At 68.2% G+C, this 14,939-nt stretch carries 14 protein-coding genes; 6 read left to right on the top strand and 8 right to left on the bottom strand.

Annotated elements, in window-relative coordinates; translation table 11 throughout:
* Positions 1–63: 63 nt before the first annotated feature.
* Complete coding sequence (gene ygfZ, locus ABZ720_RS15405; protein WP_366556413.1) at positions 64–960, bottom strand: CAF17-like 4Fe-4S cluster assembly/insertion protein YgfZ; 897 nt, start codon at positions 958–960, stop codon at positions 64–66.
* A gap of 162 nt (positions 961–1,122) precedes the next feature.
* Here ygfZ and ABZ720_RS15400 point away from each other — a divergent pair, with 162 nt between their 5' ends.
* Positions 1,123–2,454, top strand: a complete 1,332-nt coding sequence (locus ABZ720_RS15400; protein ID WP_366556412.1) for a dihydroorotase — start codon at positions 1,123–1,125, stop codon at positions 2,452–2,454.
* A 16-nt stretch (positions 2,455–2,470) separates the two neighbouring features.
* On the opposite strand, the gene ABZ720_RS15395 is transcribed toward ABZ720_RS15400, so the two are convergent.
* Genes ABZ720_RS15395 through ABZ720_RS15385 form a run of 3 tightly spaced genes read right to left on the bottom strand, consistent with a single transcriptional unit; the run spans position 2,471 to position 4,360 of the window.
* Positions 2,471–3,022: a biotin transporter BioY gene (locus ABZ720_RS15395; RefSeq protein WP_366556411.1), complete on the bottom strand. Its 552-nt coding sequence runs from the start codon at positions 3,020–3,022 to the stop codon at positions 2,471–2,473.
* Positions 3,019–3,663 (bottom strand): energy-coupling factor transporter transmembrane component T family protein, encoded by a 645-nt coding sequence (locus ABZ720_RS15390; protein WP_366556410.1) that lies wholly within the window; start codon positions 3,661–3,663, stop codon positions 3,019–3,021. The genes ABZ720_RS15395 and ABZ720_RS15390 overlap by 4 nt, the downstream gene beginning before the upstream one ends.
* Positions 3,664–3,682: 19 nt before the next feature.
* The gene (locus tag ABZ720_RS15385; protein WP_366556409.1) at positions 3,683–4,360 is read right to left on the bottom strand and encodes an energy-coupling factor ABC transporter ATP-binding protein; all 678 of its coding nucleotides are present in this window, start codon (positions 4,358–4,360) and stop codon (positions 3,683–3,685) included.
* 125 nt (positions 4,361–4,485) lie between these two features.
* On the opposite strand from ABZ720_RS15385, the gene ABZ720_RS15380 reads away from it, so the two are divergent.
* A complete protein-coding gene (locus tag ABZ720_RS15380) occupies positions 4,486–4,791 on the top strand; it encodes a cupin domain-containing protein (RefSeq protein WP_366556408.1) in 306 nt (101 codons plus the stop codon).
* 93 nt (positions 4,792–4,884) lie between these two features.
* On the opposite strand, the gene hspQ is transcribed toward ABZ720_RS15380, so the two are convergent.
* The gene (gene hspQ / locus ABZ720_RS15375) at positions 4,885–5,214 is read right to left on the bottom strand and encodes a heat shock protein HspQ (RefSeq protein WP_366556407.1); all 330 of its coding nucleotides are present in this window, start codon (positions 5,212–5,214) and stop codon (positions 4,885–4,887) included.
* A 27-nt stretch (positions 5,215–5,241) separates the two neighbouring features.
* Complete coding sequence (locus tag ABZ720_RS15370) at positions 5,242–5,724, bottom strand: hypothetical protein (protein ID WP_366556406.1); 483 nt, start codon at positions 5,722–5,724, stop codon at positions 5,242–5,244.
* A gap of 389 nt (positions 5,725–6,113) precedes the next feature.
* Here ABZ720_RS15370 and ABZ720_RS15365 point away from each other — a divergent pair, with 389 nt between their 5' ends.
* The 4 genes from ABZ720_RS15365 to ABZ720_RS15350 all read left to right on the top strand — a co-directional run bounded on the left by ABZ720_RS15365 (position 6,114) and on the right by ABZ720_RS15350 (position 11,140).
* A complete protein-coding gene (locus ABZ720_RS15365; protein ID WP_366556405.1) occupies positions 6,114–8,669 on the top strand; it encodes a penicillin-binding protein 1A in 2,556 nt (851 codons plus the stop codon).
* A gap of 148 nt (positions 8,670–8,817) precedes the next feature.
* A protein-coding gene (prfB, locus tag ABZ720_RS15360) for a peptide chain release factor 2 (protein ID WP_366556404.1) occupies positions 8,818–9,943 on the top strand; the annotation gives its coding sequence in 2 pieces (ribosomal slippage) (positions 8,818–8,886 and positions 8,888–9,943; 1,125 coding nt in all).
* A 28-nt stretch (positions 9,944–9,971) separates the two neighbouring features.
* Entirely contained in the window at positions 9,972–10,214 is a 243-nt protein-coding gene (locus tag ABZ720_RS15355) for a DUF1289 domain-containing protein (RefSeq protein ID WP_366556403.1), read from the top strand.
* Positions 10,211–11,140, top strand: coding sequence for a DMT family transporter (locus ABZ720_RS15350; protein WP_366556402.1), 930 nt, complete (start codon positions 10,211–10,213; stop codon positions 11,138–11,140). Before ABZ720_RS15355 ends, ABZ720_RS15350 begins: the two co-directional genes overlap by 4 nt.
* A 17-nt stretch (positions 11,141–11,157) precedes the next feature.
* Here the strand turns inward: ABZ720_RS15350 and mgtE are convergent, their stop codons facing one another.
* Complete coding sequence (gene mgtE, locus ABZ720_RS15345; RefSeq protein WP_366556401.1) at positions 11,158–12,540, bottom strand: magnesium transporter; 1,383 nt, start codon at positions 12,538–12,540, stop codon at positions 11,158–11,160.
* On the bottom strand, positions 12,537–14,855 hold the full coding sequence (locus tag ABZ720_RS15340; protein WP_366556400.1) for an NADP-dependent malic enzyme: 2,319 nt from the start codon (positions 14,853–14,855) through the stop codon (positions 12,537–12,539). The genes mgtE and ABZ720_RS15340 overlap by 4 nt, the downstream gene beginning before the upstream one ends.
* Positions 14,856–14,939 lie beyond the last annotated feature (84 nt).

Here is a 14,939-nt window from a genome sequence, read left to right as displayed (position 1 = left end):
CCTGCGCAATTGCGGAGAGGGGCTCTCCTGCGCAATTGCGGAGAGGGCCGCCCCCGCCCGCCGCTAGGCCTTCTCCTCGGCCTGCAGGCGCAGCCAGGGGGGGCGTGCCGGGGTAAGCGCCGTGTCGCCGCTCTGAAGCGGGCCGTCGAAGGCTTCCAGGCGCAGCAGGGCGAGGGCGTGGTGTCGGCCAACGCTGTGGATGTCGCCCACGGTTTTGCCCTCTCGCGTGACCGTGGCGCCGGATTCGGGGGCCGGGCCGTCGAAGCGCAGCGGCAGCAGGCGCTTTTTCACCAGGCCGCGGTACTTGGTGCGCGCGGTCAGCTCCTGGCCCAGGAAGCAACCCTTGCGCCAGTCGACCCCGCCCAGCTCGTCGAAGCCGTTCTCCAGCAGGATCGCCTTCTCCACTTCCATGTCGCGCGCGCCGTCGGGCAGGCCGAGCGCGATGCGCTGCTCGTCCCAGTCAGCACGCGGCGCCTCCTGGAAGCCGGCCGCCTCCAGAATTGCTTCCGCCTCGCCCGCGGGCAGCAGCGCCCGGGCGCCGGCTTCCGGCAGCCGCGGGTCGATGAAGGCGAGGCCCGCGCCCAGCGGTCCGGCCGCGCCGGCTTCCGCCGGCAGCCCCAGGCGCGCCGGCACCGCTTCGCCCCAGAGCAGCGCCACCACCCAGTCGTCGTCGGCCGGCACGATCTCCACCTTGGTGCGCAGCTTGTAGGGCTTGAGGCGCCGGGCCAGGTCCTCGCGCCGCTCCGCCGCCATCTCCAGCAGCAGCGCGTCCCCCTGCTCGATCAGGAAGAAGTCGTGCAGGTACTTGCCCTGGGGCGTCAGGAAAGCGGACCAGATGGCCCGCTGCGCGCCGGCCTGCTCCACATCGTTGGTCACGATGCCCTGGAGGAAGCTGCGGGCGTCGGGCCCGGCGACGCGCAGGACGCCGCGGTCGGGGGCAAGGCAGTAGTGGGCGGTCATGGCGGAAACTCCTCGGGGGCTGAGGGGCGCGATGGGCAGGTGTGCCGGCGCCCCAGAAGGTGGGCGATCATGTCGCCGCCTGCAAGCCACGGCATGGCACCCTCTCGACGCAGCACCTCTGGGAGCGCATAGAAGAAGCGAAACCGCAAGCGGAGGGAAGAGATGAGCCAGCCTTACGATTTGCTGCTGCGCGGCGGCACGCTGATGACCCCCAACGGGCGCGAGGCGGCCGACCTGGGACTGCGCGACGGCCGCATCGCCACCATCGGCGACCTTGAGGGCGCGCAGGCGGCGGAGAGCATCAACTGCCGCGGGCTGACCCTGCTGCCCGGCGTGGTCGACAGCCAGGTGCACTTCCGCGAGCCGGGACTGGAGCACAAGGAGGACCTGGAAAGCGGCACCCGGGCCGCCGCGCTGGGCGGGGTGACGGCGCTCTTCGAGATGCCCAACACCAACCCCTCGACCCTGACCGCCGCGGACCTCGCAGCCAAGTTCGAGCGCGCGCGCGAGCGGGCCTGGGTCGACCATGCCTTCTACATCGGCGCGGCGGCGGAAAACCTGGAGGAGTTGGCCACGCTGGAGCGCCTGCCCGGCTGCGCCGGCATCAAGGTCTTCATGGGGTCGTCGACCGGCAGCCTGCTGGTGGACGACGAGATGCTGCTGGCCGAGGTGCTGCGCCGCGGCCGGCGCCGGGTCTCGGTCCACGCCGAGGACGAGACGCGGCTGCGCGAACGCCTGGCGCTGATCCAGGAGGACGCCGGGCCGGAGCAGCATCCGCACTGGCGCGATGCCGAGACGGCGCGCCTGGCCACCGAACGCCTGCTGCGCCTGGCGCGGGAGGCGCGGCGTCGGGTGCACGTGCTGCACGTCACCACGGCCGAGGAGCTGCCGCTGCTGGCCGATGCCCGCGAGGTTGCCACCTGCGAGGTGACGCCGCAGCACCTGACCCTGGAGGCGCCGGACTGTTATGAGCGTCTGGGCACCCTGGCGCAGATGAACCCGCCGATCCGCGAGGCCCGCCACCGCGCCGCGCTCTGGGAAGGGGTGCGCCAGGGTCTCTTCGACGTCCTGGGCTCCGACCATGCGCCGCACACCCTGGCGGAGAAGCAGGGCCAGTATCCCCGCACGCCTTCGGGCATGCCGGGGGTGCAGACCCTGCTGCCGCTGATGCTGGACCATGTGGCCGCCGGGCGCCTCACCCTGGAGCGGCTGGTCGACCTCACCGCCCACGGGCCGCAGCGCGTCTTCGGTCTGGTGGGCAAGGGCCGGCTGGCGCTCGGCTACGACGCCGACATCACCATCGTCGACCTGGACGCAAAGCGGGACATCACCGCTTCCTGGCTGGCCTCCAAATGCGGCTGGTCGCCCTTCGAGGGCATGCAGGTGACCGGCTGGCCGGTGATGACGGTGATCCGCGGCGAGATCGTGATGCGCGAGGACGAGCTGCAGGGCCCGCCACGCGGCCGCCCGCTGCGCTTCCAGGAAGGCGACTGAGGCTTATTGCCCGGGGTCACTGCAGGGGATAGACCCGCTGCACGGCGCGGGTGGCGCCGGCGGCGATCACCGCCTTGACCAGGTCGCCGGGCAGGAAGGCGAGCGAGCCCAGCGCCGCCGCGCCAAACCCGACGCCGCCCACCAGCGCCAGCCAGGCGATGCCCAGCGCGTAGATCACTGCGATGCCGCCCAGCACGCAGGCCAGCAGCAGGCCCAGCAGGACCCGCCAGTCCTGCCCGCCGCGCCGCAGCACCGGCCGGGCCAGCAGACCGGTCACCAGGGCACCGGGGATCCAGCCGATCAGGAAACCCGCCGTCGGCCCCGCCAGCACGCCCAGGCCGCCGCGCCCGCCCGAGAGCACCGGCAGGCCGAGAATCACCAGCAGCACCACCAGCGCCGGTGCCAGCGCACCGCGCCAGGGCCCCAGCATGGCGCCAGCCAGCATCACGCCCAGGGTCTGCAGCGTGATCGGCACCGGCAGAAAACCGAGCGGGATGGGCGGCATGACACCCAGCGCCACGATCAGCGCGGCAAAAAGTGGGACGGCGACCAGATCACGGGGGTTCATGGAGGATCCTGTTGTCTCTGTTCCGGTGGCGGCGGCACCTCGGCGGGGGGATAGCCCCGCGCCTCCAGCGCCAGCCCCACCTCATCGGCGGAGCGCAGCAGCCGCACCGCGAGCGGCACCACGAGGCGCAGCGGCCGCCCGGCGATGCCGCGCGCCGCCATGGCCTCGCGCAGTTCGCGGATGCGATAAAGCACCTCGGGGGTGAAACGCAAGACCAGGGCCAGCGCCAGGCCGAGATGAAAGGCCAGGCGTCGTCCCCAGGGCCCGAGGGGCGAGAGCGCGCCCTGGAAGGCGGCGATCAGCGCGCCGGGGCGCGTGGCGTAGGTCACCGCGGTGGCCGCCGTCACCAGGGTCAGCAGGCGCAGGCCCACCACCAGCCCCTCCTCCGGCGTGACCAGCCACGCGTTGGCCGCCACCAGAAAGGCCAGCAGCGCCAAGGTCACCCCAAGCTGACGCAGCAGCAGCCCGGCCGGCACCCGCAGCGACAGCAGCAGCGCCAGCGCCGCCAGCGCTGCCACGCCGAGCAGCAGGCCGTCGCGAGTCAGGAACAGCCCGATGCCCAGCGCGAAAAGCCCCAGCAGCTTGGCCCCAGCCGGCAGGCGATGCAGCGGCGTGCGGCCGGGCCGATAGAGAGAGATCACCTGTCGCTCACTCCGCCGCTCAGCCGACCGCGGCGACGTAGCGCGTTGCCGCTGCCTGCGGCGGCCCGTCGAAGGCAAGCCGCCCGGCGTCGAGCAGCAGCGCCCTGTCGAAATCCGCGACGAAGTCGAGGTCGTGGGTCACCACCAGCACCTGCGCCTCCAGCGCCGCCAGGCGTGCGCGCAGCGCGTTGCGGTTGGCCAGGTCGAGCTGGTTGGTGGGCTCGTCGAAGACGATCAGCTCCGGCTCGGTGATCAGCACCGCCGCCAGCGCGACCAGCTGCCGCTCACCGCCGCTGAGGCTGTGCGCCGGCCGCTCGGCCAGGGCCTCGAGCCCCAGCTGCTCCAGGAGCGCCAGAGCGCGCCGCCGCGCCTCACCACTGGCAACACCGCGCAGTTCCAAGCCGAAGGCCACGTCCTCGACGACGATGGGCTGGATGATCTGGGCCTCAGGAAACTGGAAGACCATACCGACGCGCTGGCGCACCTCCCGCGCCGCGCGGCGCGTGTCCAGCCCCCCGACACGCAGGCTGCCGCCGCTCGGCAGCACCAGAGCGTTGAGCAGGCGGGCGAAGGTGGTCTTGCCCGAGCCGTTGGCGCCGATCACCGCCAGCCGCCGCTCCTCCAGGACCAAATCGAGGGCGCGCAGCAGGCTGTGCCCCTCCTTCGTTACCTCGACGTTGCTGAACTCAATGCGCATGGCGGGCATGCTTTGCGCTCTGGCATCGGGGCTGTCAACGTGACCATTGCAAAGCGCGGCCGGTGCCGGAAGATGCGCCGACGCAGCATCCTGCGCGCACCCAAGACACGAAAAGGAATACGACCATGGCCCTCGCCCCTGCCCAACCGACCGAACTGCTGGAGAACGACCGCGTGCGCGTCACACGCTGGGACTTCCCGCCCAACAGCGAGACCGGTCACCATGTGCATGAATACGACTACGTGGTGGTGCCGGTGGTGCCCGGGCGCCTGGTACTGGTGGACGACCAGGGCAAGCGCAACGAGGCGGAGCTGACCGTGGGCGGCGCGTACAACCGCGACGCCGGCACTTCGCACAACGTGATCAACGAAGGCGATGCACCGGTGGCCTTCGTCGAGGTCGAGCTGAAGGAGCCGCGCGCCAAGGGCTGACCCCACGGGTCGGAGACTCCGGGACTCATCCCGGGCCTCTTGTCCCCTGCCCTGCCTCGCGTTGGCGCAATGGGCTGGCTCAGTGAGTCCGACTCAGTGGTTGGCAGGATTGCGCAGTTGATAGCGCCCGTCGGCCGGCCCCTCGAAGTGGCGGGGCACATCGGGATGGGAGATGGGTCGGCCGCTGTCGTCGGGGACCAGATTCTGTTCCGAGACGTAGGCCACGTAGGCGGTCTCCTCGTTCTCGGCGTAGAGATGATAGAAGGGCTGGTCCTTGGACGGGCGCACGTCCTCCGGAATCGACTGCCACCATTCCTCGGTGTTGGCGAAGACGGGGTCGACGTCGAAGATCACACCGCGGAAGGGATAGAGGCGGTGGCGCACGATCTGGCCGATCGCGAACTTGGCCGTGCGCATGGTCATCGCCCCTGGCTCCGGTCCACCATCACCTCAATCTTCCTCCATGACCCAGATCTGCCAGGACCCGATGGCCCGCACCGCCACCTGGTACTCGCCGGGCGGCTGCACCTCGGAGCGGTCCTCGCCGGCGCCGATCTGGTTGCCGATGATGGCGACCAGCTCTCCCGTAATGTCCTGCAGCTCGACGGTGAAAATCGAGCCGCGGCTGTTCCAGCGCAGATGCCAGGGCGTCTCGGAGACGAAGGTGTCGCTGTCGAAATCGTCCTCGCCGGCGAGCTGCATCACGACGCCTTCCTCGACCACCGATTCCTCGTCCGCAAGGCCCGCCGCGGCGTCGTAGCAGCGCAAGCGCTCGGTCGAATCCCGAACCATACGGCAGGCAGCAATCTCGGCCGCGAGGCGCCCACCCTCGGCGCCCTCGCTCGACTCCCCGTCCTGGGCCAGCGCCTGGCCGGCCGGCAGCCACAGACCGCCCCCGAGCAACAGGGCCGCAACAAGTCCCTTAACTGGCATCTCTCATCACCCTCCTCCCGCGCGCCTCCGCCGACGCGGCGCTACTATGCCGCCCCAACCCGGTCCAGAAAACCCCGCCTGCGGCAAAACCCGCACCCGACGGCGCGAAACACGGCCGACATTGCCGCAAGGGGTGGAAGCGATTATACATTTGCCTGGGTTTATCGGGCCCAAGTTATGGAAGGCACCCCTCTGCAGGACTCCAGCCACAGCAGGATCAGGCACCGCCGCAGCACGGCTTCCGGGGTGCCCTGCCACGGATCGACTGCAAAAAGTCGCAGGATGGACACGTCAGGGGCTACCAGTTGCCGGGCTTGTGCCATATTCCACCATCAGAACCATGAACTGTTCCGGGAGCCCGCGGCTCCCCTGATCGAGGTTGTTCGAGAATGATGCGCTTGCTGTCCTGGATCGTGACACTCGGCGCGGCCGGACTTGTCGTCGTCGCCGGTGTGGGATTCTACCTCTTCCAGCACTTCAGCGCCGACCTCCCCGACTACAGCCATTTGGCAGAGTACCAGCCGTCGACCACCACGCGTGTTCACGCAGGCGACGGGCGGGTGCTGTCCGAGTTCGCGGTGCAGCAGCGTGTCTTCGTGCCCATCGAGACGATTCCCCTGCGCGTGCGCAACGCCTTCATCTCGGCGGAAGACCAGAACTTCTACAGCCACCCCGGCATCGACTTCCGCTCCGTTGCGCGTGCGGCGCTGACCAACCTCTCTCAGTTGGGTCAGAACCGCCGGCCGGAAGGCGCCTCGACCATCACCCAGCAGGTGGCGAAGAACTTCCTGCTGACCAACGAGGTCAGCCTGGAGCGCAAGGTTCGCGAGGCTTTGCTGGCGTTCCGTATCGAGCAGACGCTGAACAAGGACCAGATTCTCGAGCTCTATCTGAACGAGATCTATCTGGGTGGCGGGGCCTACGGCGTGGCCGCAGCCGCGCTGCTCTACTTCAACAAATCGCTCGACAATCTCACCCTTGCCGAAGCGGCCTACCTCGCGGCGCTGCCCAAGGCGCCCAACAACTACCACCCCACGCGGCGCACCGAGCAAGCCATCATCCGACGCAACTGGGTCCTGGGCCGCATGCGCGACGACGGCTTCATCACGCCGGACGAAGCGCGCGCGGCCATGGAGCAGTCGCTGGAAACCCGCAGCCGCACCGAAGCCGAGGTGGCGCGCGCCGACTACTTCACCGAAGACGTACGCCGCGAGATCATGCGTCAGTTCGGCTCCGATGCCCTCTACGAGGGCGGGCTGTCCGTGCGCACCTCACTGGTGCCGGAGCTCCAACACTACGCCGACGACGCGCTGCGTAACGGAGTCCTGGCCTACGACCGGCGCTTCGGCTGGCGCGGGCCGCTGCAGAACATCGAAATCGGTGATGAAGGCTGGCTCATCCCGCTGCGCCGGGTGGATCGCCCGGAAGGCGCCGAAGGCTGGGACTTGGCCATCGTGCTCGACGACGAGATCGCCGAGGAGGTTCCCATCGGGCTGGCCGACGGCAGCCGCGGGCGTATTCCCATGGAGGAACTGCGCTGGGCCCGGCCACAGCTCGAGGACCGCCGGGTCGGCAACGAGCCCAGCCACCCCTCCGATGTGCTCGCGCTCGGCGATGTGATTCTGGTGGAACGCCTGGAAAGCGAGGAAGCGGACGCCGAAGCCTCAGACGACGGGGAGTCCGAAGACGACGAGGCGGGTGAAACCGAAAGCGGCGAAACCGAAGCAGGCGAAGCGGACAACGGCGAGGCGGCGGAGGACGCGCCGGCGCCGCGCTATATCCTGCGGCAGATCCCCGAGGTCAACGGGGCGCTGGTTGCACTCGACCCCCACACCGGCCGGGTCTTGGCCATGAGCGGCGGCTTCTCCTACGAGCTCAGCGAGTTCAACCGCGCGTCCCAGGCCAACCGCCAGACCGGTTCCTCCTTCAAGCCCTTCGTCTATCTGGCGGCGCTGGAGAATGGCTTCACGCCGTCGAGCATCATCCTCGATGCGCCTTTCGTGATCAATCAGGGGCCCGGCCAGGGCCAGTGGCGCCCGACCAACTATTCGAACCAGTACTATGGTCCGACGCCGCTGCGCGTCGGCGTCGAGCTTTCGCGCAACCTGATGACCGTGCGCCTGGCCCAGAACGTGGGCATGGACAAGGTCGTGGACATATCGGAGCGCTTCAACCTGCTCGACAACCCGCCGCCAGTGCTGTCTCTGGCGCTGGGCGCCGGAGAGACCACGGCGCTGCGGATCACCGCGGCCTATGCCATGCTGGTCAACGGCGGCAAGCGCATCATGCCGACGCTGATCGACCGGGTGCAGGACCGTCACGGCCAGACGATCTACCGCCACGAAAGCCGCAGTTGCGATGACTGCAATCTGGAAGGCGACTACGACGGCAGCCCGCCGCCCGTCCTCACCGACACCCGCGAGCAGATTGTGGATTCCGCCTCGGCCTACCAGATCGTGTCCATGCTGGAAGGCGTGGTCCAGCGCGGCACCGCCACTTCGGTGCGCGCGGTCGGCAAGCCCGTCGCAGGCAAGACGGGCACCACCAACGACCACAAGGACGCCTGGTTCGTCGGCTTCTCCCCCGACCTTGCGGTGGGCGTCTACATCGGCTTCGACCAGCCGGCCTATCTCGGACCGCGCCAGACCGGCGGCGCCGTGGCGGCGCCCATCTTCCGGGACTTCATGACGGCAGCCCTGGAAGACGAGCCCGCCACCCCCTTCCGCGTGCCCGACAGCGTACGGCTCGTGCGCGTGGTGCGTGACACCGGCGAGCCCGCCAGCGGATCGGGCCGTGGCGTGATCTGGGAGGCCTTCAAGGAGGGCACCGGCCCGGGTGACGGGCCCGGCTTGCTGGACGGCGCACCCTTGGGCAGCGCAGCCGCAGCCCCGCCGGCCGTGGGCGGCATGGACGACAGCGGCAGCGGCTCCGGCGGCCTCTACTGAGGCTGCCTCTCGCCGGCCTGTACCCGGACCGGCGGCTCTGCTAGACCAGATTCGCGCCTGCCTGTGGATCGCTCGGCGACTCCACGTGAAGGCTGCTCGTGCTGAAAACGGCACGCCATCCGAACGACGACGCAAGGAGTTCCGGCCAATGCGCGCAGAGACCCAAGCGGCGGTTGACGACATTCGTGAGTCGTTGACCCTGCTGAGGAGGCATCTTTGACTGGGATAATGCCCTCAAGCGCCTGGAAGAGCTGAACGCGCTTTCCGAGGATCCCGAGCTCTGGAACAACGCCGACGCCGCGCAGAAGCTGATGCGCGAGCGCAGTGCGCTGGAATCAGGGATCGGCGGATACCGCAAGCTGGAGCAGGAACTGGAGGATTCGCTCACCCTGATCGAACTCGGCGAGGCCGAGGGTGACGAAGACAGTGTGCGCGAAGCCGAGGCCAGCCTGGCAGCGCTGAAGGCCGAGGTGGAGAAGCGTCAGCTGGAATCGATGCTCTCTGGGGAGGCCGATGCCAACGACTGCTATCTGGAAATCAATGCCGGCGCCGGCGGCACCGAGGCACAGGACTGGGCCGAGATCCTGGTGCGCATGTACACCCGCTGGGCAGAGGCCCACGGCTACAAGGTGGAGTGGCTGGAGGAAAGCGCCGGCGAAGAGGCCGGCCTGAAGTCCGCCACCCTGGTGGTCAAGGGCCACAACGCCTACGGCTGGCTCAAGGCCGAGGCCGGCGTGCACCGGCTGGTGCGCATCTCCCCCTTCGACAGCCAGGCACGGCGCCACACCTCCTTCGCCAGTGTGTGGGTCTATCCGGTGGTGGACGAGACCATTGAGGTGGACATCCAGGACAAGGATCTGCGGGTCGACACCTACCGCGCCTCGGGCGCCGGCGGTCAGCACGTCAACAAGACCGATTCCGCCATCCGCATCACTCACCTGCCCACCAACATCGTGGTGCAGTGTCAGAACGAACGCTCTCAGCACAAGAACCGGGCCCATGCCATGAACATGCTGAAGGCCAGGCTCTACGAGTACGAGTTACGCAAGCGTGAGGAAGCGGCGGCCGCCGAGGAGGAGAGCAAGACCGACATCGGCTGGGGCCACCAGATCCGCTCCTACGTCCTGCAGCCCTATCAGATGGTGAAGGACCTGCGTACCGGCGTGGAGAAGGGCAATGCCGATGGTGTGCTGGACGGCGACATCGATCCCTTCCTTGAAGCTTCGCTCGCCTCGCGCCTGGACCGTGGCAGCCAGCGCACAGACGCCGGCTGAGGTCGATGTGAATCCTGACGAGCGGCAGGTGAGACGACAGAAACGGCGGGCGGCCAGGGGACGGGTCTTCGACACCTCCATCCCTTCTCCCTGTCGCCAGATCTGTCAGATCGACCGCAACAGCACCCACTGCATCGGCTGCCTGCGCACCCTCGACGAGATCCGGGACTGGCCGATCATGACTGTCGAAGAGAAGCAGGCGGTGCTGGCGCGCCTTGCCGCCCTTGAAGACGACGACCGAGGGACGGAAGACCAGGAGCAAGAGGCTTGAGCGCTGTCGGGCAGCAGAGCAGGAGCCGGTTCGAGACCCCAGCCATCGGCTATGGCCTGCTGCTGGCGCTGGGGCTCTGCTGGGGCCTCAACTGGCCGGCCATGAAACTCGCGGTGGAGGTCCTGCCGGTCTGGCACTTCCGTGCGGCCTGCCTGACCTTCGGTGCGCTCACCACGCTGTTCCTGGCGCGGGTCTATGGCGCGCGTCTTCGGGTGCCACGCAAAGAGATCCTGCCACTCATCATCTGCGCCTGCTTCAACATGGTGGGCTGGCAGCTGCTGACGGCCTATGGCCTGACCCTGATGGATGCGGGCCGGGCCTCCATCATCGCCTTCACCATGCCGCTCTGGGCATCGCTCTTGTCCATACTCCTGCTGAACGAGCGCCTGACCGCCACCCGTGTGGCCGGGCTGGCGCTGGGGTTGAGCGGTCTGGCCGCGCTGCTCATGCCGGAAATGCATGCCATCCTGGCCGCACCCTACGGCGTGCTTGCGATCCTGAGTGCAGCCATGTCCTGGGCCCTGGGCACCGTGCTGACCAAGCGCTTTTCCTGGTCGGTCTCCGCGGCGACCCTTTCCGGCTGGCAGCTTCTCACCGCTGCACTGGTGGTCTCGGCGGGCGCGCTCACGGTGCAGAGCGATGCCCCCTGGGCCGAGAACTGGAGCACTGGGCAGCTCATCGGCGTGGTCTACGCCATCACCATCGCGATCGCCTTCGGGCACTGGGCCTGGTTTCAGATCGTGCGCATCTTTCCGGCGCCGGTGGCGGCCATCGGCACCATGCTGGTCCCGCTGGTCGGCGTCTTCTCCGGCGGGCTGCTGCTGGGCGAGCGCATCGGCCCCGCGGAACTGATCGCCCTCGTCCTGGTGATCAGCGGCCTCTTCTGCGTTCTGGTCCTGCCGGGCCTGCGGCGCGACAGGGGCTGAGTCGGACCGGATCGCTCCTACAGCAGGAAGGTGGTCGCCAGGCCCAGGAAAATGAAGAAGCCCAGCACGTCGGTTGTCGTGGTGAGGAAGGGCCCGGCGGCCACCGCCGGGTCGAAGCCGAAGCGCTCCAGCGACAGGGGGATCAGAGTCCCCGCCAGGCCGGCCCAGGCCATGTTGAAGATCATCGCCGTTGCCAGCACCAGTGCCAGGTCGACGCGACCGAACCAGAGGCCGGCAATGGTTCCCATGATGGTGGCAAAAACCAGGCCATTGGTCAGACCCACCAACACCTCCTTTCCCACCATCCTCATGGTGTTGCGCGAAGTGAGGGCGCGCGTCGCCAGCGCGCGGACGGTGACGGTCACCACCTGCATGCCCGCATTGCCGCCCATGGCGGCGACGATGGGCATGAGGATCGCCAGCGCGACGATCTCCTCGATCGTGCCCTCGAAGCGAGAGATCACCAGGGAGGCGACGATGGTGTTGAACAGCGTGACGACCAGCCAGCGAATGCGCCGCTTGGCCGTGGCCATGGCGCCCTCGCTGATGTCCGCCTCGCCGACGCCGCCCAGTTTGAGCAGGTCGTCCTCGGCCTCTTCTTCCACCACCTCCAGCACGTCGTCGACGGTGATGACACCCACCAGCCGGCCGGCGTCATCCACCACTGGGGCGGACAGCAGCGAGTAGCGCTTGAAGAGCCACGCCACCTCCTCCTGGTCCATGGTCACCGGCACGCTCTGGATCTCCTCGTCCATCAGCGTGAGGATGCGCACTGGCCGCGTATGACGCATCACCCGCGAGAGCGGCAGCTTGCCGATGGGGCGGTAGCGGGGATCCACCACATAGAGGTCGTAGAAGTCCGTGGGCATCTCCTTGCGATGCGCGCGCATGTAATCGATGGTCTCGCCCACGGTCCAGATTGAGGGCACCACGACCATTTCGCGCTGCATCAAGCGCCCGGCCGAGTACTCGGGGTAGGTCAGTCCCTCCTGCAGCAGGCGACGGATCGTCACCGGCACACGCGCCAGGATCTGCGCCCGCAACTCCTCATCCAGGTCCTCGAAGAAGGCCAGCGCGTCGTCGCTTTCCAGCAATTCGAGGATGCGTGCCACCTTGCCGGGGCCCAGCGCGGCCGCCACTGGCTCGCGCAGACCGGCCTCCAGATAGGTCAGCGTCTCCGGCTCGAGGTTGGTGCCGACCATCTCCAGCAGCAGCCGACGCTCCTCAGCCCCCAGGGCTTCCAGCAGGTCGGCGGCATCAGCGGGGTGGAGGTTCTCGATAACCGCATTGACCCGCTCGGAGTCCTGGGCGGTCAGCGCCTCCTCCACCTCGCGCACGAAAGCCTCACCCAGGCCGAGCGCATCCCCCTCATCCGGGCGGATCGGCTCGGCATTGCTCATGCGCTATCGGCTCCGGGCGCGAAGTTGGGCAGGGGGTGGCATTCGGTGCGGCTTTGGGCGTCGACTGCCGCGATGGCGCAGAGGTTGATGACGCCGCGCGCGGTGATGGAGGGGGTCGCAATGTGCGCGGGGCAGGCCGTGCCCAGGAGCAGCGGCCCCACGGACAGCCCTTCGCCCAGCACCTTCAGCAGATTGAAGGAAATGTTGGCCGCATCCAGCGTCGGCATGATCAGCAGATTGGCCGCGCCCTTGAGACGGGAGTTGGGGAAGATGCGCGAGCGGATGTCCTCGGACAGCGCGGCGTCGGCGTGCATCTCGCCTTCGACCTCCAGGTCCGGGCGGGTTTCGTGCAGCATACGGACCGCCTCGCGCATCTTCTCCGCCGTGCCGTCCTGATGACTGCCGAAACTGGAGTGGGAAAGCAGCGCGATCTTGGGCGTGATGCCGAAGCGCTGCACCGCCTCGGCAGCGTAAACCGTCATCTCCACGAGCTCTTGGGCGGTGGGATTGTCGCTGACGTAGGTGTCGGCGATGAAGAAGGTGCCCTTGGCGGTGATCAGCAGGCTGAGCGCGGAGTAGTCGTGTACGCCGCCGGCCTTGCCGATGATGTTTTCGATATGCCGCAGATGGTCACGGTAGCGGCCTTCCACGCCGCAGATCAGGGCGTCGGCATCACCGAGCCGTACGGCCAAGGCACCGATCACCGTCGCATCCGTGCGTACGACCGTACGCGCACGATCTGGCGACACGCCGTTGCGCTCCATGAGACTGTGATAAAGCCGCCAATAGTCATTGTAGCGCGGATCCGACAGCGGGTTCACCAGCTCGAAATCCTCGTCGATGCGGATACGCAGCCCCAGCCGCTCGATGCGGTCTTCCACCACCTTGGGGCGTCCACAGATGATCGGGCGCGCCAGCCCCTCGTCCACCACGGCCTGCACGGCGCGCAGCACCCGCTCCGCCTCGCCCTCGGCAAAGAAGACGCGCTGGAGGTCGGCCTTTGCCTGTTCGAACACCGGCTTCATGGCCAGGCCGGAGCGGAAGACGAACTCGTTCAGCCGCTGGCGATAGGCGCCCAGATCCTCGATAGGTCGGGTGGCCACGCCGCTCTTCATCGCCGCCTCGGCCACGGCCGGCGCGATCTGCAGGATGAGCCGCGGATCGAAGGGCCGGGGGATGAGGTACTCGCGCCCGAAAGGCGCGCTGTCGCCGCCGTAGGCCTGGATCACCACCTCGGACACCTCGCTGCGCGCCAGTTCGGCCAGCGCGCGCACGCAGGCGATCTTCATCTCCTCGTTGATCTCGGTCGCGCCGACATCCAGCGCGCCGCGGAAGATGAAGGGAAAGCAGAGGACGTTGTTGACCTGGTTCGGATAGTCCGAGCGACCGGTGGCGATGATGGCGTCGGGGCGCGCGGCACGCGCCTCCTCGGGCAGGATTTCCGGCTCGGGGTTGGCCAGGGCCAGGATCACCGGATCACGTGCCATGCGCTTTACCATTTCGGCCTTCAACACGTTGGGCGCCGAGACGCCGAGGAAAACATCCGCGTCCTCGATCACGTCTCCCAGGCTGCGCGCCTCAGTCTCCTGAGCGTAGCGCGCCTTCCAGGGGTCCATCAGCGTCTCGCGCCCGGCGTAGACCACCCCCTCGATGTCGCTGACAAAAATGTTCTCGCGCCGCGCCCCCTGCTCCACCAGCAAGTCGAGGCAGGCGATGGCCGCCGCCCCAGCGCCGGAGCAGACCACCTTCACATCCTCGAGCTTCTTGTCCACCAGATGCAGGGCGTTGTAGATCGCCGCATTGACGATGATTGCCGTGCCGTGCTGATCATCGTGGAAGACTGGGATGTTCATGCGCTTGCGCAGTTCCCGCTCCACGATGAAGCATTCCGGCGCCTTGATGTCTTCCAGGTTGATGCCGCCGAAGGTGGGCTCCAGTGCGCCCACGATCTCGATCAGCCGTTCCGGATCAAGCTCCGCCAATTCGATGTCGAAGACGTCGATGCCGGCGAACTTCTTGAAGAGAACCGCCTTGCCTTCCATCACCGGCTTCGAGGCCAAGGGCCCTATGGCGCCCAGGCCCAGCACGGCCGTGCCATTGGTCACCACGCCGACGAGATTGGCCCGCGCGGTCAGGGTCGAAGCCTCCGCCGGATCCTGTACAATCGCACGGCAGGCCGCTGCCACGCCCGGAGAATAGGCGAGCGCCAGGTCGCGCTGATTGCCCAGGGGCTTGGTGGCAACCACCTCCAGCTTGCCGGGGACCGGCGTGCGGTGATAGGTCAGGGCGGCCGCGGCGAAGGTATCGTCGACCATGGTGGTTTCCCCCTGGGCAGCAGTGCTGAAACGGCAGTCCGTGGCGGCTGACGATTAGCCGCCACGGGGTCTGGTGAAACTACT

It is taken from the genome of Aquibaculum sediminis (assembly GCF_040712085.1).
Lineage (GTDB): Bacteria > Pseudomonadota > Alphaproteobacteria > Kiloniellales > DSM-21159 > Aquibaculum > Aquibaculum sediminis.
This window is presented reverse-complemented; position numbering and strand designations above follow the sequence as displayed.

What these genes read in the sequence shown, in the direction of transcription:
- ABZ720_RS15380 (WP_366556408.1), top strand. Translation starts at nt 4,486, where the DNA reads ATGGCCCTCGCCCCTGCCCAACCGACCGAACTGCTGGAGAACGACCGC.
- ABZ720_RS15395 (WP_366556411.1), bottom strand. Translation starts at nt 3,022, where the DNA reads ATGAACCCCCGTGATCTGGTCGCCGTCCCACTTTTTGCCGCGCTGATC.
- hspQ (WP_366556407.1), bottom strand. Translation starts at nt 5,214, where the DNA reads ATGACCATGCGCACGGCCAAGTTCGCGATCGGCCAGATCGTGCGCCAC.
- ABZ720_RS15400 (WP_366556412.1), top strand. Translation starts at nt 1,123, where the DNA reads ATGAGCCAGCCTTACGATTTGCTGCTGCGCGGCGGCACGCTGATGACC.
- ABZ720_RS15365 (WP_366556405.1), top strand. Translation starts at nt 6,114, where the DNA reads ATGATGCGCTTGCTGTCCTGGATCGTGACACTCGGCGCGGCCGGACTT.
- ABZ720_RS15385 (WP_366556409.1), bottom strand. Translation starts at nt 4,360, where the DNA reads ATGCGCATTGAGTTCAGCAACGTCGAGGTAACGAAGGAGGGGCACAGC.
- ABZ720_RS15340 (WP_366556400.1), bottom strand. Translation starts at nt 14,855, where the DNA reads ATGGTCGACGATACCTTCGCCGCGGCCGCCCTGACCTATCACCGCACG.
- ygfZ (WP_366556413.1), bottom strand. Translation starts at nt 960, where the DNA reads ATGACCGCCCACTACTGCCTTGCCCCCGACCGCGGCGTCCTGCGCGTC.
- mgtE (WP_366556401.1), bottom strand. Translation starts at nt 12,540, where the DNA reads ATGAGCAATGCCGAGCCGATCCGCCCGGATGAGGGGGATGCGCTCGGC.
- ABZ720_RS15370 (WP_366556406.1), bottom strand. Translation starts at nt 5,724, where the DNA reads ATGCCAGTTAAGGGACTTGTTGCGGCCCTGTTGCTCGGGGGCGGTCTG.